Below are 21,029 nucleotides of genomic sequence, written 5' to 3'. Positions count from 1 at the left end.
GGGGATCGCTCCTCCGGGAACCGCGCCGGCCCGCACCGCGCCGGCCGGGAGAAGTGCCGGGAGGGCTCGATGACGCCGCTCGACGGGCTGGTCATCGTGGTGCTGCTGGGGCTGAACGGCTTCTTCGTCGGCGCGGAGTTCGCGCTCATCTCGGTACGCAGGACGCAGATCGAGCCGCTGGCCAGGGAGGGGTCGCGCCGGGCCGAGTCGGTGCTCGCCGCCATGGACTCGGTGCCGCTGATGCTCGCGGCGGCGCAGCTCGGCGTCACCCTGGCCTCGCTGGCGCTCGGCGCGGTGGGGGAACCGGTGCTGGCGCACGCTCTCGAACCCGTCTTCGCCGCGACCGGCGTGCCACACGGCCTGGTCCACCCGGCCGCGTTCGCCTTGGCCCTGTTCGTCGTGGTCTCGGGACACGTGATCATCGGCGAGATGGTGCCGAAGAACCTCGCGCTCGCCGGGCCGGACCGCGCGGCCATGTGGCTGGTGCCGCCGCTGCGCGTGACCGCGAGCGCCACCCGGCCGCTGCTCGTCGTGATCGACGCGCTCTCCTCGGCGGTGCTGCGACTGCTTCGCGTCCCCCGGGCCGAGGAGATCCGCACCGTCTACACCTCCGACGAGATGCCGGCGCTGATCCGTGAGTCGCGTCAGCACCGATTACTCGACCAGGACGAGCACGACCGCATGATCGCGAGCCTGGCCCTGCACGCGCGGCCGGTGGCGTCGGTGATGGTGCCGATCGACGAGGTGATCAGCGTGCCGGCCACGACGGGGGTCGCCGAGTTGCAGCACCACGCCGGCAAGTACGGCCACTCGCGCTTCCCGGTGCGCGGCGAGGCGCCGGGGTCGCTGTGCGGATATCTGCACGTCCTCGACGCGCTGAACGGCCATGCCCCCGGCAGCCCGCTGCCGGCCCGTGAACTGCCGCACGCGCATCACCGCACCACCCTGGCGGAGGTGCTCGCGCAGATGCGCAGGCGCAGGGCCCAGCTCGCCGCGATCACCGGGGACGACGGCTCGGTGCTCGGGGTGGTGACACTGGAGGACGTGCTCACCGGCCTCCTGCACCAGGTCAGGCAGGCGAGCTGACCGCCTTCTCGCACCAGGTCAGGCAGGCGAGTCGACCGCCGGCGGACTTCACGGCGAGGTTCACCACACTGTGTGATGATCGGTTCGACCTCACCGTCAAGGGCCTCCTATCGTGTCCGGGATGGTGAGAGATGAGCGGCTTCGGGTAGGGCGAGCGAAATGCACGTCCTGACCCGTCCGTACCCATCACCTTCGTCTCCACCCCCACCGCGGACCGGCCGGCAGTCCTGGCTCGACGCGCTGCGCGGCGTCGCCGCGCTGATCGTCGTGTTCGAGCACTCCCTGGACGCGCTCCTGCCGGAGATCAGGAACACGGTCAGCCCGTGGTTCAACTTCGGCCAGTACGGCGTGCTCGTGTTCTTCCTGGTCAGCGGCTACGTGATCCCCGTCTCGCTGGAACGCCGCGGCGACGTCCGCGGGTTCTGGGTCAACCGGGTGTTCCGCCTGTACCCGCTGTGGCTGGTGACGGCCGTGCTCGGCACCGTGTTCGCGCTCGCCGAGGTGTACACCCGCCTGCCGCCGGACGCCGGCGAGCAGCCGGTGACGTCCGCACTGGCCCACGTGACCATGCTGCAGGACCTGCTCGGGGTCGACAGCGTGGTCAACGTCTTCTGGACCCTTTCCTACGAGATGGTGTTCTACCTGCTGGTCACCGCGATGTTCGTGTTCGGCATGCACAAGGCGAGCACCGCCGCCTCGGCGGGTCTCGCGTGCTGCGCCGTCGTGGCCGGGGCCGTCGTGCCGGCCGGCCTGATCTCCACGATGCTCGGCGCACCGGTGGTGGCGGCGGTCGCCGCCGTCGTCCTCGTCGCGGGGCTCGCGGCGGTGGTCGCCGGCGGCGAGACGACGCGGCGGCGCGGCGCCGTCGCGATCGCGGCCCTCGGCCTCGTCCTGCTGGTCCTCAACAGCAGGATCGGCGCCTGGCAGAGCCTCATCATCCTGGCGACCATGTTCGCGGGGACCGCTCTGTACCGCATGGAGCGCTCCGGCGTACGGCCCGCCACGCTGCTGCCGGTCCTGGCGGTCCCGGTGCTGTCGGTGGCCGCGGCGGTGTGGCACGGACCGGGGTGGGGCATGACCGAGGCCGCCGCGCGTGAGTTCGTCCAGGGCTGGTCGACGGCCGTCGTGGCGGCCTGGCTGACCTTCGCCGCCGGCCTCGCGTGGCGTCACCGCGCCACCGCGCCTGCTCTGGCATGGCTGGGGCTGGTCAGCTACTCCGTCTACCTGCTGCATCCGCTGGTGGTGCAGGTCGTCCGGCGCGTCACGTCCGACGCCGCGGGACTGTCGCTGCCGGCCCGGCTCGGCTGGGAGGTCCTGCTGTTCGCGGCCGTCGTCGCCTGCGCCGCACTCGGCCACCGGTACGTCGAGCTTCCCGGCCAGCGCATCGGCCGACGGCTGGCGCGCGCCGCGGGACCAGCCCCTGAGGTGAAAACCCACCACTTTCCGGTCAATACCGCGACCGACGATTCCCGCGAAACATCCCGTCGCTAGACTGACCCACGGCTTGCCGGGCGGTGGACCCGGCGCCTGGAGCGGCGGGTGGCCTGGGGGCCACAGCCCCGGCCTCTCGTGGGGATCATGAACGGCGGGCTAGTCGACACGCGTCCCTCGCGTCCGGAAGGCACCACGGAGCGGCCCGCCGGCCGGCGCGCGCGTCCGTGGATGGCATGGGTGTGGTGCCTGGTCGCTGCGGCCACCGGTGTGGCCGTCGCCGTCGCGGTCACGCTGACCGGCGCCTATGTGCGGCTCAGCGGCAACATCAAGCACGACGACGTCCCGACGTCCGCGCTCGGCACCCGTCCGGTCAAGGTCGGCAAGGCGCTGAACATCCTGCTCGTCGGCTCCGACACCCGCGCCGGCGCCAACATCAAGTACGGCCACCACGAGTACGGCGAGCGCACCGACACGATCATCCTCGCTCACCTGTCACCGCAGCGGGACAACGCGCTGCTGATCAGCTTCCCGCGCGACTCGCTGGTCGCGCTGCCGTCCTGTCCCGCGCGCAGAGGCCTGCCGGGTCAGCGCGCGCACGTCGGCATGATCAACGAGTCGTTCAACTTCGGCGGCATCGCCTGCACCTGGAAGACCGTCGAGACGCTCACCGGCATCCACATCGACCACTTCGCCAAGGTCGACTTCACCGGCTTCAAGAGCATGGTGAACGCTCTCGGCGGCGTCGAGGTCTGCGTGCCGAAGCCGATCGACGACCCCAAGGCGCTGCTGAAGCTCCCCGCCGGCCGGCAGACGCTCCAGGGTGAGCAGGCGCTCGGCTACGTCAGGGCTCGCTACAGCCTCGGTGACGGGTCCGACATCGGCCGCATCCAGCGCCAGCAGATGTTCCTGGCCTCCATGGTCAAGAAGGCCATGAGCGGCGCCACGCTCACCGACCCGGCCAAGTTGTTCGCCTTCCTCGACGCGGCCACCAAGTCCGTGACGACCGACCCCGGCCTCGACATCGGGGTGCTGCGGGAGCTCGCGTCGAGCGCCGAGGGTCTCAGCGCGGGGAACATCAGGTTCGTCACAACGCCGTGGCGGTACTCCTTGGCGCAGCGGGGCCGGGTCGAGTGGGTGCAGCCGCAGGCCAGGCAGCTCTTCCGGCTGGTCGCCACCGACACCAAGATCAAGGGTTCGCACATCAAGACGGGCCGCCAGGGTGACGTGCCGAAGTCCAAGATCGAGGTCGTGGTGCGCAACGGCACCAACCGTTCCGGCCTCGCCGCCGAGGTCGCCGCCACCTTGGAGCAGCGCGGCTACAGCGTCGTGCTGGTCGGCGACGCACCCCACAAGCCGTACCCGAAGACGCAGGTCAGGTACTCGCCGAACGGCAGGTCCAGGGCCCCCACGCTGGCCCGCGACCTCGTGACCTCCCACTACGCCGAGGTGACCGACACGACGACCACCCGGCTCGTGCTGCTCATCGGCGACGACTGGCGTGGCGTCAAGCCCGCACCGGTCTCCCAGGAGAGCCTCAAGGGCATCGACGCGACCCAGGATTCCTGCTCGGCCGACTAGCACCAGACACCTCGGGTAATTGCCAGGTGCAGGGGATATCCGAGGACGGTGGCGATGAGCAACGGTGTGATCTTCGACCTGGACGGCACCCTGGTCGACACGAACTATCTGCATGTGGTCACGTGGTGGGAGGCGTTCCGCCGCAGGGGACACGACATCCTCATGATGGACATCCACGGCGCCATCGGCCGTGCGGACCGTGCCCTGATCGAGTACCTCCTGCCGTCCGCCGACGACGAGGAGGCGCAGGCGCTCACGGACGCGCACGCCGAGCTGTACAAGCCGAGGCTCGGCGAGGTGCGTCCCGTGCCCGGCGCGGGGGAGCTCCTGCACCGGCTGGCCCGCGCCGGCCTGCAGGTCGTGGTCGGGACGAGCGCGCACAAGGACGACGCGGAGCGACTGATCGGCGTCGCCGGCGCGCAGGACGCGGTGACGGCCATCGTGCACGCGCAGGACGTCGAGCGCTCCAAGCCCGACCCCGAGCCGGTGCGCCAGGCCCTGGACAAGGCCGGCCTGGCCCCCGGCGACGCGGTCTTCGTCGGGGACAGCGTGTGGGACGCGCTCGCCGCGCGCGGCGCCGGTGTGGAGTGCGTGGGGGTGCGGACCGGCGGCATCGACACCGCCTCCCTCACAGACGCCGGTGCGCGTGTGGTCTACAAGGACTGCGCGGAACTGCTCGACCACCTGGACCAGAGCCCCATCGCCAGGCTGCTCACCGGGTGACAGGCGGCTCGGACCCTCCGCGTAGCGTTGGCTCGTACATGAACCGGATCGTGGTCCGGGGCGTACTGCCGAAACAAAGGAGGGTGGTCCCATATGGCACAACAGGCGGTCATCGGCGTCACCGGGCTCGGGGTGATGGGCCGCAACCTGGCGCGCAACTTCGCACGTCACGGTTACGCGGTCGCGGTGCACAACCGGACCGAGGCCAAGACCAAGGCGCTGATGGAGGAGTTCGGCCACGAGGGGGACTTCCACCCGGCCGAGACGCCGGAGGCGTTCGTGGCCGCGCTGGCCCGTCCGCGCAAGATGGTGATCATGGTCCAGGCGGGGCCCGCCACCGACGCGGTGATCGAGGAGTTCGCTCCGCTGCTCGAACCAGGCGACATCCTGGTCGACGGCGGCAACGCGCACTACCTGGACACCCGGCGGCGGGAGGCCGCGCTGCGCGAGCGCGGCATCCACTTCGTCGGCGCCGGCATCTCCGGCGGCGAGCAGGGAGCCCTCGAAGGACCGAGCATCATGCCCGGCGGCACCCGTGAGGCGTACGAGTCGCTCGGTCCGATCCTTGAGGACATCGCCGCCAAGGTGGACGGTGTGCCGTGCTGCGCGTACGTGGGGCCGGACGGCGCGGGACACTTCGTGAAGATGGTGCACAACGGCATCGAGTACGCCGACATGCAGCTCATCGCGGAGTCCTATGACCTGCTGCGCAAGGGAGCGGAGCTGGCGCCGGCCGAGATCGCCGAGGTCTTCCGCACCTGGAACACCGGACGCCTGGACTCCTACCTCATCGACATCACCGCCGAGGTGCTGTCGCACACCGACCAGGCCACCGGCGCGCCGTTCGTGGACGTCGTGCTGGACCGCGCCGAGCAGAAGGGCACCGGACGCTGGACGGTGCAGACGGCGCTCGACCTCGGGGTGCCGGTCACCGGCATCGCCGAGGCGGTGTTCGCGCGGTCCATCTCCGGCCACGCCGACACCCGCGCCGTCGCACGTGAGCTGCCCGGGCCGTCCGGCGCCGCGTCGTCGTTCGCCGGCGACTTCCCCGACAAGGTGGAGCAGGCGCTGTACGCCTCCAAGGTCGTCGCCTACGCGCAGGGCTTCCACCAGATCCAGGCCGGCAGCGCCGAGTACGGCTGGGACATCGACCTCGGGGCGATGGCGACCATCTGGCGTGGCGGCTGCATCATCAGGGCCCGCTTCCTCGACCGCATCCGCTCCGCCTACGAGGCGGACCCGCGTGCGGCCACGTTGCTGTCGGACGCCAACTTCGCCGCCGAGGTGGGGGCCGCGCAGGACTCGTGGCGTGACGTGGTGGTGGCCGCGACCCGCACCGGCATCCCGGTGCCAGGTTTCGCGAGCGCCTTGTCGTACTACGACGCGCTGCGGTCCGAGCGCCTGCCGGCCGCGCTGGTGCAGGGACAGCGCGACTTCTTCGGCGCGCACACGTACCGCAGGGCCGACCGCGACGGCACCTACCACACCCACTGGGAGCTGCCGGACCGGCCGGAGAGCCGGGTCGACATCTGACCCGCCGCGCGCCGGTCCGTCCCGGTGAGACGGCCGGCGCCGCTCAGGACGTGGCGCCGGCCCGGTGCTCCTGCTCGGCGATCAGCCGGGTGAGGGTCACCGGGTCGTCCGCGTCCACGGTGCGCCACACGCCTGCGGCCTCGTCGGCCTCGCGGAACCGCCGCCGGGTGGCCCAGTAGCGGCCGGTGTCGGACCGGAAGACGCTCCAGCCCGGCGGGGACGGCGGCGCGGACGCGAGGACGGTGGGACGGTGTTCGTCACATTCGTCGAACTCGTCGAGTTCGTCGAGCCGGTTCATCTCGTCGAGACGCACCGATAACAGGGGGTGGCGGACGGCCGCCGGCGATTCACGCATCGGACCTCGTTCACTTCCAGGCACGAAAGGCAGGCCGATCGAGGGTTACGCTGCCTGCCATTTGTGGCTTCGTCAGTCCACGCGGTGACTTCCGCGCTACCGTCAGTGTGAGTGCTCGATGACGGGCTGTCACCGTTGCGGTCATGCCGCACCGTCATTGCCGCAACACGAGGGGTGACCATGACCAGCGGGGCCGAGTTGCGCGACCTCCGCACACGTGCGGGTCTCAGCCTGGGCCGCCTCGCCGAGATGATCGGCGTCTCCGCAGGTCACCTGAGCAGGGTGGAGCGAGGCGACCGCGAGGTCACCCCGTCGCTCCTGCACCGCTACGAAGTCGCCACAGGTCTGCTTCTCTCGGGTCACGGCTTGCCGGAAACCCCCGATGCCGACACCCCCGAAATGGGTAACGTCGATGACATGAAGCGACGGGGCCTACTCTCGGTCATCGCAGCCGCATCCGTAGGGGCCGCCGGAGGTGAGCCGCTGACCCGCCTGCTCGACGGCCTGGCCGCGCTGCCGCCGTCCCGCGTGGGGCTGTCGGAGGTCGAGGCCGTCGAGGCCGCGGCCGATCTCGCCTTGCGGATGGACTTATCCAAGGGGAGCGGCGCGGCGGTCGCCATGGCACGCGGCACCATCGAGTGGGCCGTGAAACTCTGCGACCAGCCGATGGCCACCACGACCCGCGAGCGGCTCGGCTCGGCCATCGGCCTGCTCGCCGACCGCCTCGGCTGGGCCACCTACGACCAGGGCCAGCCGGAGCGCGCGACGCGCCTGCTCACCTTCGCGCTCGACTCCGCGGCCCGTGGCGCCGACCGCGACCTGCGGGCCCACACCATGCTCGACCTGTCGGCCGTGTTCGCCGATCTCGGCCGGCCACGGGACGGCGTCGAGATCCTGCGCCTGGCCCTCGGCGACGAGCGCGTCTCGGCCGCCGAACGCGCCAACCTCCATGCCGTGGCGGCCCGCCACTGCGCCGCCGCCGGCGACGTCGCCATCGGCCTTCGCCACATCACGCTCGCCGAGGAGACCCTGACCGGCGAGGCGGTCCCGGCCACCGGTGATGTGCCGGCCTGGGCCCGGCACATCACGGTGTCCCCCGGCCACCACGACAGCGCGCTCGGCCTCGCGCTCTTCCATCTCGGCGAGGACCGGCGCGCACGTGAACGCCTGGCGTCCGCCTTGGCCGTCCTCGGCGAGAACCGCACCCGCACCAGCCTGCGATGCCAGACCCGTCTCGCCGTGCTGCGCGTCAAGGAGGGTGATCGCGACGGTGGCGCCGACCAGGCCAGGCACGCGGTCGAGCAGGCCGCCGACGTGCCGTCCATGCGGGTCGCCAAGGACCTCCGCATGATGATCGGCCACCTGCGCGAGTGCGGCATGACCGATCTCGCTCGTGAGCTGTCGGCCGCCGTCGCCGCGCGGGACCGGCCCCCGCTCCCCGCGCCGTCCGGCCCCGCCTCGGCCGCGCGTCCGATCCGGGCCTGAGCGGGCCCGGGTTTTCGGTAGCCTCACTAGCCTCGCGTCACGCTCGCGGCGCCGCCGCGCGTTCCCGGAAGGTGTCCTTCATTGATCGGCTGGTTTGAGGCGCTCGTGCTCGGCCTCGTGCAGGGCCTCACCGAGTTCCTGCCCATCTCGTCCAGCGCGCACATCCGTGTGGTGTCCGCGTTCTTCGGCTGGGAGGACCCGGGAGCCGCCTTCACCGCCGTCATCCAGCTCGGCACCGAGACCGCGGTGCTCATCTACTTCCGCAAGCGCATCTGGGACATCATCTCCACCTGGACCCGCTCGCTGTGGACCCCCGAGCTGCGCGAGTACCCGGCGGCCCGCATGGGGTGGTATGTCATCGCCGGCAGCGTGCCGATCGGGGTGCTCGGCCTGGCGTTCAAGGACCAGATCGAGACCACGGTGCGCGACCTGCGGCTGGTCGGCGCCTGCCTGATCGTCTTCGGCCTGCTGCTCGCCGTGGCCGACCGCCTCGCGCGCAACGAGCTCACCCTGGACAAGAACCTCAATCTGCCGCACGCGCTGACGTACGGCCTCGCGCAGGCGCTGGCCCTGATCCCCGGCGTCTCCCGGTCGGGTGGCACGACCGGCGCGGGCCTGCTGCTCGGGTACCGGCGTGAGGAGGCGGCGGAGTACTCGTTCCTGCTCGCCATCCCCGCGGTGCTGATGTCCGGCGTGCTGGAGCTGTTCGAGATCGGCGGCGGCGAGACCCCGGCCTGGGGTCCGACCATCCTCGCCACCATCGTGTCCTTCGCGGTCGGGTACGCCGCCATCGCGTGGTTCCTGCGGTACATCAGCAGCCACAGGTTCACCCCGTTCATCGTCTACCGCGTCGCGCTCGGCGTCGTGATCATCGCCGCGGTCGGCCTCGGCTGGATCCCCGCGAGCTGACCGGTCCCTGACCACCCGATGATCTGGATATTTCGGTAGATTGCCCCGCACAGGGGGATCGGTTCAGGTCATCACGGGGGGTCGCCATGTGGGCCCGCATCTCAGCTGTCTCCACATACCTGCCAGAGAGCACCCTCACCAGTGCCGAGGTGGAGGCGCGGATCGACGGCTACGTCCCGCACCGCGGCATCGTGGAACGCATGACCGGCATCAGGCGGCGGCACGTCGCCGCGCCGGACGAACAGGCGTCCGACCTCGCCGCCGCCGCGGCCCGCGGGCTCGACCACCGGGCCGCCGACCTGCTCATCTTCGCCTCGGCCTCGCAGGACATGGTCGAACCCGCGACCGCGCACATGGTCGCGGCCCGGCTCGGCCTGTCGTGCCCCGTGTTCGACGTCAAGAACGCCTGCAACAGCCTGCTCAACGGCGTGCAGGTCGCCGAGGCGCTGATCCGCACCGGCGCGCACCGCACCGTGCTGGTCTGCACCGGCGAGGTGCCGTCGCGTGCCGTGCGGTGGCAGGTGTCGAGCCGCACGCAGTTCGTCGAGGCGTTCGCCGGATACACCCTGTCCGACGCCGGAGCCGCCGTGCTCGTCACGGCCGATCCGGCGCGCGGCGTCTTCTACCGCGAGTTCCGCGCCGACTCCACGGCCTGGGCCGTCGGCACGCTGCCAGGCGGCGGCTCGGCGCATCCTCGTGACCCCGAGCACTCGTTCTTCCGCGGCGACGGACGGCGGCTGCGTGAGGCGTTCGAGCTCCTCGGCCCGGAGATCTTCCTGGACGCGCTGAAACGCACCGGCCTCACCTGGGACGACTTCTCGCTCGTGGCGGTGCACCAGGTCGCGGTGCCGTACCTCGACGCGCTGGTGCGCGTGCTCGGCATTCCCCGCGACCGCCTGGTCGTGACGCTGCCGGAGCACGGCAACTGCGCGTCGGCGAGCCTGCCGCTCCAGTTGCACGCCGGTGCCGCCGGTCCGGGGGACCGGGTGGCGTTGCTCGGGCTCGGCGGCGGCATCAGCCTCGGCGTGATGTTCGCGGACCTGTGAAGGCGGCACCGATGGACCTGTGGGTGATCGTCCCGGCCTACAACGAGGCCAAGGGCATCGAGGCGACGCTGCGCGCGCTCGAGGCGCAGGACGACGACCGCTTCCGGCTCGTCGTGGTGGACAACACCAGCACCGACGGCACCGGTGACGTCGTGCGGGCCTACGCCGGGACGTCCCGCATGACGATCGAGGTGATCACCGAGCCGCGCAAGGGCACCGGGGCCGCCGCCGACACCGGCATGCGGCACGCCATGGCCCGCGGCGCCACCCACCTGGCGCGCACCGACGCCGACTGCCTGCCGCGGCCCGACTGGGTGCGCGCGATCAGAAGGGGCTTCGCCGACGGCCTGGAGATGGTCGGCGGCCTGCTGCGGCCCCGCACCGACGAGTTCCCGCTCAAGCTGTGGGAGCGCCACCTGATCCCGTTCCTCGTCGAGGTGGCCGCGACGTTCGGCCGGTTCCGGCCCGGCAACCGCGACCCCGCCTACCTCGGCCCGTACGTCATGATGCCCGGCGCCACCGTGGCCATCACCGCCGCGTTGTACGAGCGTTCCGGTGGCTTCCCCCGCGTCGCCATCGAGGAGATGCACGAGGACCGTGCCCTGGTCAACCAGGTCCGCCGCCTCACCGGCGCGTACGGCACCCGCCGCGACGTGGTGGTGTACGGCTCGGTCCGCCGCCTGCGCGCGTACGGCCTCACCGGCACCCTGGCCTGGTACGCCGACCACCACTACCGTCCCGACGTGGTCGACATCCGCTGATCCTCATGTCCTCTTCCGGTCTTCCCGATCCCGAGCCGGCCCCGTCCCGGCGTCCGGATCTCGCGCGTGTCTCCTTCCGGATATTTCCCGTGAATCACGAGACGCGCCTCCACCTGGCCGCGCACCCGCTGGCGTACCCGCTGCTGCGCGCGGTCGCGAGGCTCGGCCCCGTCGTGCGGGTGCCGGGGGTCGGGGTGGTGGTCAGCGACGCCGCCACCGCACGAGTCGTCCTGATGGACCAGGCGGCGTTCCGCAAGGACGGCCCCGGCTCACCCGGCGACCTGTGGACCCCGGTGCTTGGCCCGTCCGTGCTCCTCAACATGGAAGGCGAGGCGCACACGGCACTGCGCAGGAAGCTGGCCCCGCTGTTCACCCCCGACGCGGTGGCGTCGCTGGTGTCCGGCGTGCTCGCGGGCCCGCTCGCCGCGTTGTCCACGCGGCTGCGCGAGGGGGAGACGGTCGACCTTGCGGACGAGATGCGGCTGATGGCCGGTGCGGTCATCTGCCGGGTGATCGGCATGGGGGAGGTATCGGCCGCCGACGCGCGCGCTCTGTTCGCCGACGGGGAACGTGTCGTGTCCATGGTGTCGCTCCGCTCACGCGGCCTCACCCCACGGCAGGTCGCCGTCGCACGCCGGGTGCTCGACCGGGTCGGCGCCATCGCCGCCGCGGCCTACGAGACCGGCGACGAGACCACCGTCATGGGCCGCATGCGCGCGCTCGGACTCTCCGCCGCCGAGGCCCGCGGCGCGGCCGGCGCGTTCTTCCTGACCGGCACCGAGACCGTCGCGTCCTTCGTCCCCCGCCTGGCCGCGTTGCTGCACGACACCGGCACCCTCCGCGCCGCGCCGGTCCCCGCCGAGGATCCGTCGCCATACGCCAGGAGCGGGCTCGACCTGGACCGGCTCATCGAGGAGGCGTTGCGGTACACCACGCCGACGCCGGTGATGCTGCGGTCGGTGGCGGCGCCGTCCCGTGTGGGACGGGTGGCGGTACGGCCCGGGGACCGCGTCGTCGTGGCGACCTTGAACTGCACCCGCGCGTACGGCCCCTTCCGGCCGGACCGGCGCCATCCACCGGAACTGCGCCGCCTGTGGTTCGGCGCGGGCCCGCACTTCTGCATCGGCTACCCGCTCGCGCTCGCCGAGATCCGCGCCGTCACCGAGGTCCTGCTCACCCACGACGTCGAGGTGGTGGCCCGCGGACCCGCGCGCCGGGTCCTGCTCCCCGCCTACCGGCACCTGTGGATCCGCCGCCGCGCGCGCACCGAGGAGGGACACAGCAGATGAGCCGTGACGTGGTGGACGCGGTGCTGGCCGCGGCCGGCCGGCACCCCGGCCGTACGGCCGTGATCGACGGCCGCGAACTGACCTACCGTGACCTCGCCGCGGGGGTCCGCGCCGTCGCGGCGGCCATGGGGCCGCTTCACGGGGAGGCGGTGTTGTTCGTGGTGCGGCCGGGCCCGGACGCGGTGGTGGCGGCGCTCGGCGCCGTGGCGGCCGGTGGCATGCTGGTGCTCGCCGATCCGGGGCTCACCCCGGCGGCGGCCGACGCGCGTCTGGCCCTCGCGCCTCCCGCCTGGGTCGTCGCGGACTCGGTCGCCTACGCCTTCGCCGGCCCGCTGCGCGGCCTCGCCAGACGCCGCGGCCTCTGGCTGCCGGACCTGCGCGAGCCGATCCCCGGCCGTCCGGTACGCCACATGACCGCAGGCCGATGGCTCCCCGGCGTCCCTCGCGGCGCGGCGCGCCTGCGCCACCTTCCGCCGGCGGACGGCGTCCCCTCCGGTGGGGACGCGGGCCAACCGGCCGTGGTGGCCTTCACCTCCGGCACGACCGGCCGTCCCCGTGGGGTGGTGCACACGCGCGGCTCCCTCGGGGAGGGGGCCACCCTGTTCCAGCGGGCCGTGCCGCTGACGCCGGGGGACGTCGTGCACACCGACCAGCTCATGCTGGGCCTGCCGGCGCTGATGGCCGGCGCCACCTGGTCCCTGCCGGGGTCGCGGCCGTTCACCGAGGAGCTGGCCACGCGCGGCGCCACGCACGCGTTCTGCGTCCCCGCGCGCCTCGGCCCGGCGTTGGACGCCGGCCCTGAGCCGCCTGCCACGCTGCGGTGCCTGCTGCTCGGCACGGCCCCCGCGCCGGCCGGCGTGCTGCGCCGCGCACGCGCCGCCGCGCCGCACGCCGAGGTGCTCAGCGTCTACGCCACCACCGAGGCGCTGCCGATCGCGATCGCCTCGGCCGAGGAGAAGCTGGAGGTCACCGAAGGCGACCTGCTCGGCGCACCGCTTCCCGGCGTACACGCGCGGATCGCCGCCGACGGGGAGCTGTTCGTCTCCGGCCCGCATCTCGCCGCGGCCTACCTCGGCGGGCCGCCGCTGACCGAGGTGGCGACCGGCGACCTGGCCCGCCTGGACGACCATGGACGTCTGGTGCTGCTCGGCCGCAAGAAAGACATGATCATCAGGGACGGGGTGAACATCTACCCCGGCCTCTACGAGCCCGCGGTGGCGGCCCTGCCTGGAGTGGCGGAGGCCGCGCTGCTCGGCCTCCCCGACCCGGAGACCGGCGACGAGGAGGTCGTGCTCGCCGTCGTCCCCGAGGACGGATTCTCCCTGACCGCGCTGCGCCGCTCGCTGCCGGAGGTCGTGGACGCCGCCGCCATGCCGGGCCGCGTCGCCGTACTCGACGGCTTTCCCCGCGCGGGCCGGTCCGCCAAGCTGGACCGCGACCGGCTGCGCGACCTGGTTGCGCGATGAGGCTCGCCGTGACCGGCGCGTCCGGATTCACCGGCGGCGCCGTGTGGCGGCTCGCCGCGGCCGAGGGCCGGCAGGTGCACGCGTTCGGCCGGCGTCCCGCGAGCGCGCTGCGCGACACCCCGCCGGGGGTCTACCGCTCGTGGGACGTCACCGGGCCGGTGCCGCGCGACCTTCCCGAGGTGGACGCCGTGGTGCACTGCGCGGGGGCCGTGTCCGACTGGGGCCCCGCGGCCGGGATCTTCGCGGTCAACGTCGACGGTACGCGCAAGGTACGCGAGGCGTTCCCCGGTGCCAGGTTCGTCCACGTCAGCACGGCCAGCGTCTACGACCCGTTCCGGCCCACCGTCATGGCCGGCGAGCACGAGTGCCGCGCGCGGCGGCACGTCAACGCGTACGGCGCGTCGAAGGCACGTGCCGAGGAGGTGCTCGCCGGGACGGCCGTGGTGCTCAGGCCGCACGCGGTGTACGGCCCGGGGGACACGGTGCTGCTGCCGCGTGTGCTGCGGGCCGTGCGGGGCCGGCGGCTGTTCGCGGTGGGTGACGGCAGGCAGCGGATCAGCCTGACGTCCGTGGCGAACCTGGCGCGCGCGTGCCTGCTCGCGGCGGACGGGCCGGTCGCCTCAGGGGTGTTCAACATCACCGACGCCGAGCCGGTGACGCTCGACGAGGCGCTGCGCGCGCTGATCGCCGAGCTCGGTCTCGGCGTACGGCCCTGCTACCTGCCGGCGGCCCCGGTGACGGCGCTCGCGGCGGTGGCCGAGACCGCGTTCCGTGTGCTGCGCCGGCCGCATCCGCCGACGTTGACCCGGTACGCGACGGGGCATCTGGCCGTGGAGCGCACGCTGGACATCACGGCGGCGCGGGAACGACTCGGGTACGTCCCCGCGCCGACGTCCTTCGCCGGAGCGGCGAACTGGTGAGCGAGCCGCAGTAAGACTCAATCATCACCATTAGTCATGACATCTCTTGACCATCGTGGTTGCGTCCGACTTCTTCGGGTGCGACCGTCGAAGAAAACCCGACGAGAGAAGGGGCACGCCGGTGTCCGATCTTCCTCAGTTGCCGTTTCCCCGTCGGCACCCTCTCCAGGTGCCGCAGGAGTACCGCGAGCTGCGCGCGACCGGCCCCGTCACCCTCGTCCGCACCCAGGCCGGGGACGAGGCCTGGCTGGTCACCGGCTACGAGGAGGTACGCGCGCTGCTCGCCGACCCCCGCCTCGGCCGTTCCCATCCGGCGCCGGAGACCGCGGCGCGCGTCTCGGGCTCGGTGCTGCTCGGCGGCCCGAGCGGGGACTTCGCGACCGAGCGCGCCGACCACGAGATGATGCGCAAGCTGGTGGCCCCCGCCTTCTCGGCCCGCCGCATGCAGGCGCTCGCCGGACACGTCCAGGAGCTGGTCGACGGGCTGCTCGACGAGATGGCCGGCAAGACGCCGCCGCTCGACCTGCACGCGCACTTCTCCCTCCCCCTGCCGGCCCTGGTGATCTGTGAACTGCTCGGCGTGCCGTACCAGGACCGCGACCTGTTCCAGTCGCTCGCCGACGGCATGACCGACGTGCTCGACCCGGTGGCGGCGAGCGCCGCCAAGGACGAGCTCTGCGCCTACATCGGCACCCTGCTGGAGAGGAAACGGGAGAACCCCGCCGAGGACCTGTTCTCCGACCTCGCCACCATGGACGCGCCACGCGAGCAGGTCGCGATGCTCGGCGCGGCCCTGCTGTTCGCCGGTCACGAGACCACGGTCAACCGCATCGACCTCGGTGTGCTCCTGCTGCTCGGCGACCGGCCCCAGTGGGACGCGCTGGCCGCCGACCCCGCACGCGCTCCGGCGGCGGTGGAGGAGATCCTGCGGGTGGCGTCGCCGTCCGACCACGGACTGGTGCGGTACGCCAAGGAGGACCTGGAGTTCGGCGGGGTGACGATCCGGCGCGGCGACGCCGTGGTGGTCAGCCCGACGGCGGCGAACCGCGACGAACGGATCTTCGACCGGCCGGACGAGTTCGACACGACACGGCGTCCCGAGGACCCGCACATCGCCTTCGGCTACGCGCGGCACTACTGCGTCGGCGCGAGCCTGGCCCGCGTCGAGCTGCGCTCGGCGTTCGCGACCCTGCCACGGCGGTTCCCCACCTTGGAGCTCGCGGTCCCGCTGGAGGCACTGCCCCGGCGTACGGGAAGGCTGACCGGTGGGTTCTCCGAGGTGCCGGTGACCTGGTGACCTCGGCACTTACACCATTTCGTCACTCGATCTGATTCACCCCGTTAGGATCTGGTTTCGATCATCGAGCGGGGAGAGATGCTGACCCTGTGGTACGACCGTCCCGCGGACGGGCCCGAGGAACACGAAGCCTGGGAACGGCTGGCCCTGCCGATCGGCAACGGCAGGCTCGGGGCGATGGTCTTCGGCAGGGTCGGTCACGAACGGCTGGCGCTCAACGAGAGCACGCTGTGGACCGGCGGCCCCGGCTCGGCGGAGACCGGCGGCGAGTATCGCGGCGGCGACTGGCCGGTGCCCCGGCCCGGCGCGCTCGCCGAGGCCAGGCGGCGCGTCGCGGCGGACGGACGGCTGGAGCCGCGGGACGCCGCCGGCCTGCTCGGCAACCCCGCCGCCGGGGACGGCCACGTGCCGGGGTTCGGCGCCTACCAGCCGCTCGGCGACCTGCTGCTGACCGTGGACGTCCCCGGCGAGGTCACCGGCTACCGCCGCGCGCTGGACCTCGCCACCGCGATCGCCACGGTGGAGTACACGGCGGACGGCGTGCGGTTCACCCGTGAACACTTCGCGAGCAACCCCGCCGGCGTCGTCGTGGTCCGGCTGGCGGCCGACCGACCGGGCCGGATCGGGCTCACGGTGCGGACCTCGCGGCCCGCCACGGCGCGCGGCGGACGGCTGACCTTCTCCGGGTCGCTGGACGACAACGGGCTGGTGTACGAGTGCCAGGTCCAGGTGCTGGCCGTGCGCGGCCGTCGCAGCGACCTGGACGACGCCGTCGAGGTGCGCGGCGCGGACGCCGTCACGCTGGTGCTGTCGGCCGGCACGGACTACGGGCCTGTCCACCCCGGCTACCGCGGCTCCGACCCGCACGACGAGGTCACCGAGCGGGTCGGCCGCGCGAGCGCGAGCGGGTACGAGGACCTGCGTGTCGAGCACGTCGCCGACCACCGGCGCCTGTTCGGCCGGGTGCGCCTCGACCTCGGCGGCGCCGGCGCCGCGTCCCTGCCGGCCGATCGCGCCGTCGCCGCGTACGGCGCCGGCGGGCCGGGGGACAGGGCCCTTGAGGAGCTGCTGTTCGCCTACGGCCGCTACCTGCTCATCGCCTCGTCACGCGAGGACTCGCCGCTGCCGGCCAACCTCCAGGGGATCTGGAACGACAGCACGACGCCGCCGTGGAACTGCGACTGGCACACCAACGTCAACGTGCAGATGAACTACTGGCCCGCCGAGGTGACCGCGCTGCCGGAGTGCGCCGAGCCGCTGGTGCGGTTCGTCGAGGCGTTGCGCGCGCCGGGCCGCCGTACCGCACGCGCGATGTTCGGCGCGTCGGGCTGGGTGGTGCACCAGAACACCAACCCGTTCGGCTTCACCGGCGTGCACGACTGGCCGACGTCGTTCTGGTTCCCCGAGGCCGCGGCGTGGCTCACCCAGCATGTGTACGAGCACCACCTGTTCGGCGTGGACGACGATTTCCTGCGCGAGCGCGCCTACCCGCTGCTGCGGGAGACGGCGGACTTCTGGCTGGACACGCTGACCGAGCGGGACGGCCGGCTGCTCGTGTCGCCGAGCCACTCGCCGGAGCACGGGCCGTTCACCGCCGGCGCCGCCGCGTCGCAGCAGATCGTGTGGGACCTGCTGGCCAACACCGTGGAGGCGGCCGACCTGCTCGGCCTCGACCCGGGTTATCGCACGCTCCGCACGCTCGGCGGCCTCGACGAGGGGCTGCGTGTCGGCGCGCACGGACAGCTCCAGGAGTGGTACGACGATCTGGACGACCCGCGTGACACCCACCGCCACGTGTCCCATCTGTTCGCGTTGTACCCCGGCAGGCGGATCCGGCCGTGCACGCCGCTCGGTGAGGCGGCGCGGGTGGCGCTGGAGTGGCGCGGCGACGACGGCCCCGGCTGGAGCCGCGCCTGGAAGGCCTGCCTGTGGGCCCGGCTGCTCGACGGCGACCGCGCGCACCGCCTGCTCGCCGGTCACCTGCGCGAGGCCACGCTGCCGAATCTGTTGAGCACGCATCCGCCGTTCCAGATCGACGGCAACTTCGGCGCCACGGCGGGTGTCGCCGAGATGCTGCTGCAGAGCCACTGCGGCGTGATCGACGTGCTTCCCGCGCTTCCCTCGGCATGGCCGCACGGTTCGTTCGACGGGCTGCGCGCGCGGGGGGGACACACGGTGGGGGCCACCTGGCGGGACGGCACGCTGACCGAGGCGCGCGTGGACTCGGGCCGGGGGGGTGAGGTCCGGGTGCGCAACGTGGCGTTCCTCGGCGGCTGCCGGGTCGAGGCGCGCGGCGGGCCGTCCCCGTCCGCGCGGTGCGATGACGACACCGTGGTGTTCGAGGCGTCGGCGGGTGGTGCCTACGCGATCGTCCCGGTCTGAACCACGGACCGCGAGGCATGTTCGCGGTACGTAAACGCTCCTGTGCGGTTGGAGCGCGCTAAGTGGTCGATTATGGGAGACTTCCGATCTGCTGCATATCTTCGCTAAGCCTGCGAAGGGGCATTTTGGGATGGGCACTCCGGGCCAACTGATCGTCAAGCGCTACCGGCTGGTGCGAGCTCTGGGTCAGGGCGGCATGGGCATGGTCTGGGAGGGGCACGACACGCTCCTCGACCGGCCGGTCGCGGCCAAGGAAGTGCTCTTCCCGCCGGGGATCGGGTCCCGGCAGCGGCTCGACATGATCCACCGCACGTCGCGCGAGGCACGCACGGCGGCCAAGCTCAACCACCGCACCATCGTCGGTGTGTTCGACGTGGCCGAGGACGACGGCCAACCGTGGATCATCATGGAGCTGGTCCCGTCCCGTTCGCTCGACCGGGTCATCGCCGGCGAGGGCCCCCTGTCGGTGGCGAGGGCCGCCGCCATCGCGTCCGAGGTGCTCACCGCGTTGTCGGTGGCGCACGCCGCCGACGTGGTGCACCGGGACGTCAAACCCGCCAACATCCTCATCGGGTACGACGGCCGCGTGGTGCTGAGCGACTTCGGCATCGCCACCAGCCTCGGCGACCCTCGCGCGCAGTTCAGCGGCACCGTCGGCTCCCCCGGTTTCCTCGCGCCGGAACGCGCCGACGGCGCACCCGCCACCCCGGCGGGAGATCTCTGGTCCCTCGGCGCCACGCTGTTCGCGATGGTGATGTGCCGTCCACCGTTCGACGGCGACATGGGGCCGCTCGCCAAACTCCTCACCCAGGACGCCGAGCTGGCCAAGGCCCCCGAGGAACTGCGGCCCGTGCTGACCGGCCTGCTGGCCAAGGACCCGGCCAAACGGATGGGGGCCGAGGAGGCCAAACGGCTGCTCGACGCCATCACCTCCCCCGCGCCACCCGCGTCCCCGCCTGAGCGCACCGGCCGCGCGCGACTGCTGACCGTGGTGATCGCCGCCGCGGTGCTGGCCGGCGCCGTCGGCGGCTGGGCCGTACTGCGGCCCGACGCCGCCGCGACCGCGCATCCCGTCACCCCGGGGACCCCCGGCACCGCCGCGCCGCTCGTCACACCGTCCGCCTCGCCGTCCCCGGCCGCGGACCGGCTGCGGCTGAAGTGGCACGAGGGGGACGGCTGGCGGGCCGGCGTGCCACGCGGCTGGCGCCTGGTCACCAAGGACGACACCTTCACCTGGTCGGAGCCGGAAGGCACCGCCTACCTCAGCCTCTCGGTCCTCGACCTCGACGGCAGGGACCCCATGGCCCTGCTGCGCGAGACCGAGACGGCCCTGTCGTCGGAGGTCCGCGACTACCACCGCGTCCGCCTGGAGAAGGTGCGCGGCAGGAAAGACCTGACCGCCGAGTGGGAGAGCACCTGGACCGGCCCCGGCTACCACAGCTGGGCCGTCAAAGGCGTGGCCTACCACGAGACCCAGCGCCTGATCGTCACCGGCACCCGCGCGAGCGTCATCACCTGGACCACCACCCGCTCGGAGTGGCGCCACCTCGCCTCCACCCGGAAGGCCGTCTTCGCGTACTACCGGCCACCCCAGCCCCCCGCCTGACCCGGCCGTGTCCCTCGCACGTGACTCGCGGGGAACCGCCGCGGGTCCGTGACGCCGCAATGTGCCCGGCCTGTCCCCATCGTCCGGGTCACCGGGCTGACCTGGGTAAAAACCGTCGTTCCCGCGTGAGGAACCGTCGCCGCCGTGGCATGATGTCGTCCACGGTACTTGCAATGGTTTTCGTTATCAGATGGGATCGGCTTCATGAGAGTTGCCTTCGTCGGCAAGGGCGGCAGCGGCAAGACCACCCTGTCGTCGCTCTTCGCCAGGCACACCGCGCGCCAGGGTGACCCGGTGGTGGTGATCGACGCCGACATCAACCAGCACCTCGGCATGGTGCTGGGGCTCGCGCCGGGTGACCTGCCGGCGCCACTCGGCGCTCACCTGACCGAGATCAAGGACTATCTGCGGGGTGACAACCCCCGCATCGCCTCGGCGGCGTCCATGGTGAAGACCACACCGCCGGGCCGGGGCTCACGGCTGGTGACCCTGGACGACCCCTACTTCACCGAGCGGCACTCGGTGCCTGTCGACGGCATGCGCCTCATGGTCACCGGCCCGTTCAGTGAGGACGATCTCGGCGTCGCGTGCTACCACTCCAAGGTCGGCGCGGTCGAGCTCTTCCTGAACCACCTGGTCGACGGGCCGGACGAGTACGCGGTGGTCGACATGACCGCGGGAGGCGACTCGTTCGCCTCGGGGCTGTTCACGCGGTTCGACATGACCTTCCTGGTCGCCGAGCCGACCCGCCAGGGGGTGAGCGTGTACCGCCAGTACCGCGACCACGCACGCGACTTCGACGTGCCGATCGCGGTCGTCGGCAACAAGGTCCACTCCCCGGCCGACGTCGCGTTCCTGCGCGACCAGGTGGGAGACGACCTGCTGGTCTGCATGGAGCACTCCCCCGCCGTACGCGCCATGGAGCAGGGCCGCGCTTTCACCCTCGACGACCTGGAGCCCGCCAACCGGGAGGCGCTCTCGGTGCTCCTGGCCCGGGTGCGCACACAAGGCAAGGACTGGGCCAAGTTCGGCCGCCAGACCGCCGAGTTCCACACCCGCAACGCCAAGGCGTGGGCCAACCGCGCCACCGGCGAGGACCTGCTGCGCCAGATCGACCCGGAGTTCGTCTACGGCGAGCGCACCGCCGTGGTCGCCTGAA

At 72.4% G+C, this 21,029-nt stretch carries 17 protein-coding genes; 16 read left to right on the top strand and 1 reads right to left on the bottom strand.

Translation table 11 applies throughout. The features are described from left to right. Positions 1-69: 69 nt before the first annotated feature. The 5 genes from BJ992_RS00695 (at position 70) to gndA (ending at position 6,354) form a co-directional block, all read left to right on the top strand. Complete coding sequence (locus tag BJ992_RS00695) at positions 70-1,086, top strand: hemolysin family protein (RefSeq protein WP_184978021.1); 1,017 nt, start codon at positions 70-72, stop codon at positions 1,084-1,086. 159 nt (positions 1,087-1,245) lie between these two features. Beyond that, positions 1,246-2,577, top strand: coding sequence for an acyltransferase family protein (locus BJ992_RS00690; protein ID WP_184978019.1), 1,332 nt, complete (start codon positions 1,246-1,248; stop codon positions 2,575-2,577). A gap of 87 nt (positions 2,578-2,664) precedes the next feature. Beyond that, positions 2,665-4,098, top strand: a complete 1,434-nt coding sequence (locus tag BJ992_RS00685) for an LCP family protein (protein ID WP_184978018.1) — start codon at positions 2,665-2,667, stop codon at positions 4,096-4,098. A 54-nt stretch (positions 4,099-4,152) separates the two neighbouring features. Continuing rightward, positions 4,153-4,821 carry an HAD family hydrolase gene (locus BJ992_RS00680; protein WP_184978017.1) on the top strand — a complete coding sequence of 223 codons (669 nt, stop codon included), beginning with the start codon at positions 4,153-4,155 and terminating at the stop codon, positions 4,819-4,821. Positions 4,822-4,914: 93 nt separating this feature from the next. Then, positions 4,915-6,354: an NADP-dependent phosphogluconate dehydrogenase gene (gndA, locus tag BJ992_RS00675; protein WP_184978016.1), complete on the top strand. Its 1,440-nt coding sequence runs from the start codon at positions 4,915-4,917 to the stop codon at positions 6,352-6,354. Between the two features lie 43 nt (positions 6,355-6,397). Here gndA and BJ992_RS00670 read toward each other — a convergent pair whose 3' ends face one another. Then, the gene (locus BJ992_RS00670; protein WP_184989457.1) at positions 6,398-6,709 is read right to left on the bottom strand and encodes a hypothetical protein; all 312 of its coding nucleotides are present in this window, start codon (positions 6,707-6,709) and stop codon (positions 6,398-6,400) included. A 180-nt stretch (positions 6,710-6,889) separates the two neighbouring features. Between BJ992_RS00670 and BJ992_RS00665 the strand changes: the two genes are divergently transcribed. The 11 genes from BJ992_RS00665 (at position 6,890) to BJ992_RS00615 (ending at position 21,028) form a co-directional block, all read left to right on the top strand. Next, positions 6,890-8,194: a helix-turn-helix domain-containing protein gene (locus BJ992_RS00665; RefSeq protein WP_184978015.1), complete on the top strand. Its 1,305-nt coding sequence runs from the start codon at positions 6,890-6,892 to the stop codon at positions 8,192-8,194. An 81-nt stretch (positions 8,195-8,275) separates the two neighbouring features. Continuing rightward, on the top strand, positions 8,276-9,103 hold the full coding sequence (locus BJ992_RS00660; RefSeq protein ID WP_221474628.1) for an undecaprenyl-diphosphate phosphatase: 828 nt from the start codon (positions 8,276-8,278) through the stop codon (positions 9,101-9,103). Between the two features lie 149 nt (positions 9,104-9,252). Continuing rightward, complete coding sequence (locus BJ992_RS00655; RefSeq protein WP_343072433.1) at positions 9,253-10,149, top strand: 3-oxoacyl-ACP synthase III family protein; 897 nt, start codon at positions 9,253-9,255, stop codon at positions 10,147-10,149. A gap of 11 nt (positions 10,150-10,160) precedes the next feature. Further along, positions 10,161-10,910, top strand: coding sequence for a glycosyltransferase family A protein (locus tag BJ992_RS00650; RefSeq protein WP_184978012.1), 750 nt, complete (start codon positions 10,161-10,163; stop codon positions 10,908-10,910). Between the two features lie 89 nt (positions 10,911-10,999). Beyond that, the gene (locus BJ992_RS00645; RefSeq protein WP_184978011.1) at positions 11,000-12,199 is read left to right on the top strand and encodes a cytochrome P450; all 1,200 of its coding nucleotides are present in this window, start codon (positions 11,000-11,002) and stop codon (positions 12,197-12,199) included. Further along, positions 12,196-13,665 (top strand): class I adenylate-forming enzyme family protein, encoded by a 1,470-nt coding sequence (locus tag BJ992_RS00640; RefSeq protein WP_184978010.1) that lies wholly within the window; start codon positions 12,196-12,198, stop codon positions 13,663-13,665. Before BJ992_RS00645 ends, BJ992_RS00640 begins: the two co-directional genes overlap by 4 nt. Next, a complete protein-coding gene (locus tag BJ992_RS00635) occupies positions 13,662-14,585 on the top strand; it encodes an NAD-dependent epimerase/dehydratase family protein (protein ID WP_184978009.1) in 924 nt (307 codons plus the stop codon). Before BJ992_RS00640 ends, BJ992_RS00635 begins: the two co-directional genes overlap by 4 nt. 121 nt (positions 14,586-14,706) lie before the next feature. Continuing rightward, complete coding sequence (locus BJ992_RS00630; protein WP_184978008.1) at positions 14,707-15,882, top strand: cytochrome P450; 1,176 nt, start codon at positions 14,707-14,709, stop codon at positions 15,880-15,882. Positions 15,883-15,960: 78 nt separating this feature from the next. Continuing rightward, positions 15,961-18,264, top strand: a complete 2,304-nt coding sequence (locus tag BJ992_RS00625) for a glycoside hydrolase family 95 protein (RefSeq protein ID WP_184978007.1) — start codon at positions 15,961-15,963, stop codon at positions 18,262-18,264. Between the two features lie 130 nt (positions 18,265-18,394). Continuing rightward, the gene (locus BJ992_RS00620; RefSeq protein ID WP_184978006.1) at positions 18,395-19,870 is read left to right on the top strand and encodes a serine/threonine-protein kinase; all 1,476 of its coding nucleotides are present in this window, start codon (positions 18,395-18,397) and stop codon (positions 19,868-19,870) included. 204 nt (positions 19,871-20,074) lie between these two features. Further along, positions 20,075-21,028, top strand: coding sequence for an ATP-binding protein (locus tag BJ992_RS00615; RefSeq protein WP_184978004.1), 954 nt, complete (start codon positions 20,075-20,077; stop codon positions 21,026-21,028). The last annotated feature ends 1 nt before the right edge of the window (position 21,029 follow it).

Source organism: Sphaerisporangium rubeum, from assembly GCF_014207705.1.
GTDB lineage: Bacteria > Actinomycetota > Actinomycetes > Streptosporangiales > Streptosporangiaceae > Sphaerisporangium > Sphaerisporangium rubeum.
This window is presented reverse-complemented; position numbering and strand designations above follow the sequence as displayed.

Excerpts from the sequence above, each read along its gene's own strand:
- BJ992_RS00640 (WP_184978010.1), top strand. The coding sequence starts at position 12,196 with ATGAGCCGTGACGTGGTGGACGCGGTGCTGGCCGCGGCCGGCCGGCAC.
- BJ992_RS00680 (WP_184978017.1), top strand. The coding sequence starts at position 4,153 with ATGAGCAACGGTGTGATCTTCGACCTGGACGGCACCCTGGTCGACACG.
- BJ992_RS00690 (WP_184978019.1), top strand. The coding sequence starts at position 1,246 with ATGCACGTCCTGACCCGTCCGTACCCATCACCTTCGTCTCCACCCCCA.
- BJ992_RS00665 (WP_184978015.1), top strand. The coding sequence starts at position 6,890 with ATGACCAGCGGGGCCGAGTTGCGCGACCTCCGCACACGTGCGGGTCTC.
- BJ992_RS00695 (WP_184978021.1), top strand. The coding sequence starts at position 70 with ATGACGCCGCTCGACGGGCTGGTCATCGTGGTGCTGCTGGGGCTGAAC.
- BJ992_RS00615 (WP_184978004.1), top strand. The coding sequence starts at position 20,075 with ATGAGAGTTGCCTTCGTCGGCAAGGGCGGCAGCGGCAAGACCACCCTG.
- BJ992_RS00635 (WP_184978009.1), top strand. The coding sequence starts at position 13,662 with ATGAGGCTCGCCGTGACCGGCGCGTCCGGATTCACCGGCGGCGCCGTG.
- BJ992_RS00670 (WP_184989457.1), bottom strand. The coding sequence starts at position 6,709 with ATGCGTGAATCGCCGGCGGCCGTCCGCCACCCCCTGTTATCGGTGCGT.
- BJ992_RS00620 (WP_184978006.1), top strand. The coding sequence starts at position 18,395 with ATGGGCACTCCGGGCCAACTGATCGTCAAGCGCTACCGGCTGGTGCGA.
- gndA (WP_184978016.1), top strand. The coding sequence starts at position 4,915 with ATGGCACAACAGGCGGTCATCGGCGTCACCGGGCTCGGGGTGATGGGC.
- BJ992_RS00650 (WP_184978012.1), top strand. The coding sequence starts at position 10,161 with ATGGACCTGTGGGTGATCGTCCCGGCCTACAACGAGGCCAAGGGCATC.
- BJ992_RS00685 (WP_184978018.1), top strand. The coding sequence starts at position 2,665 with ATGAACGGCGGGCTAGTCGACACGCGTCCCTCGCGTCCGGAAGGCACC.
- BJ992_RS00625 (WP_184978007.1), top strand. The coding sequence starts at position 15,961 with ATGCTGACCCTGTGGTACGACCGTCCCGCGGACGGGCCCGAGGAACAC.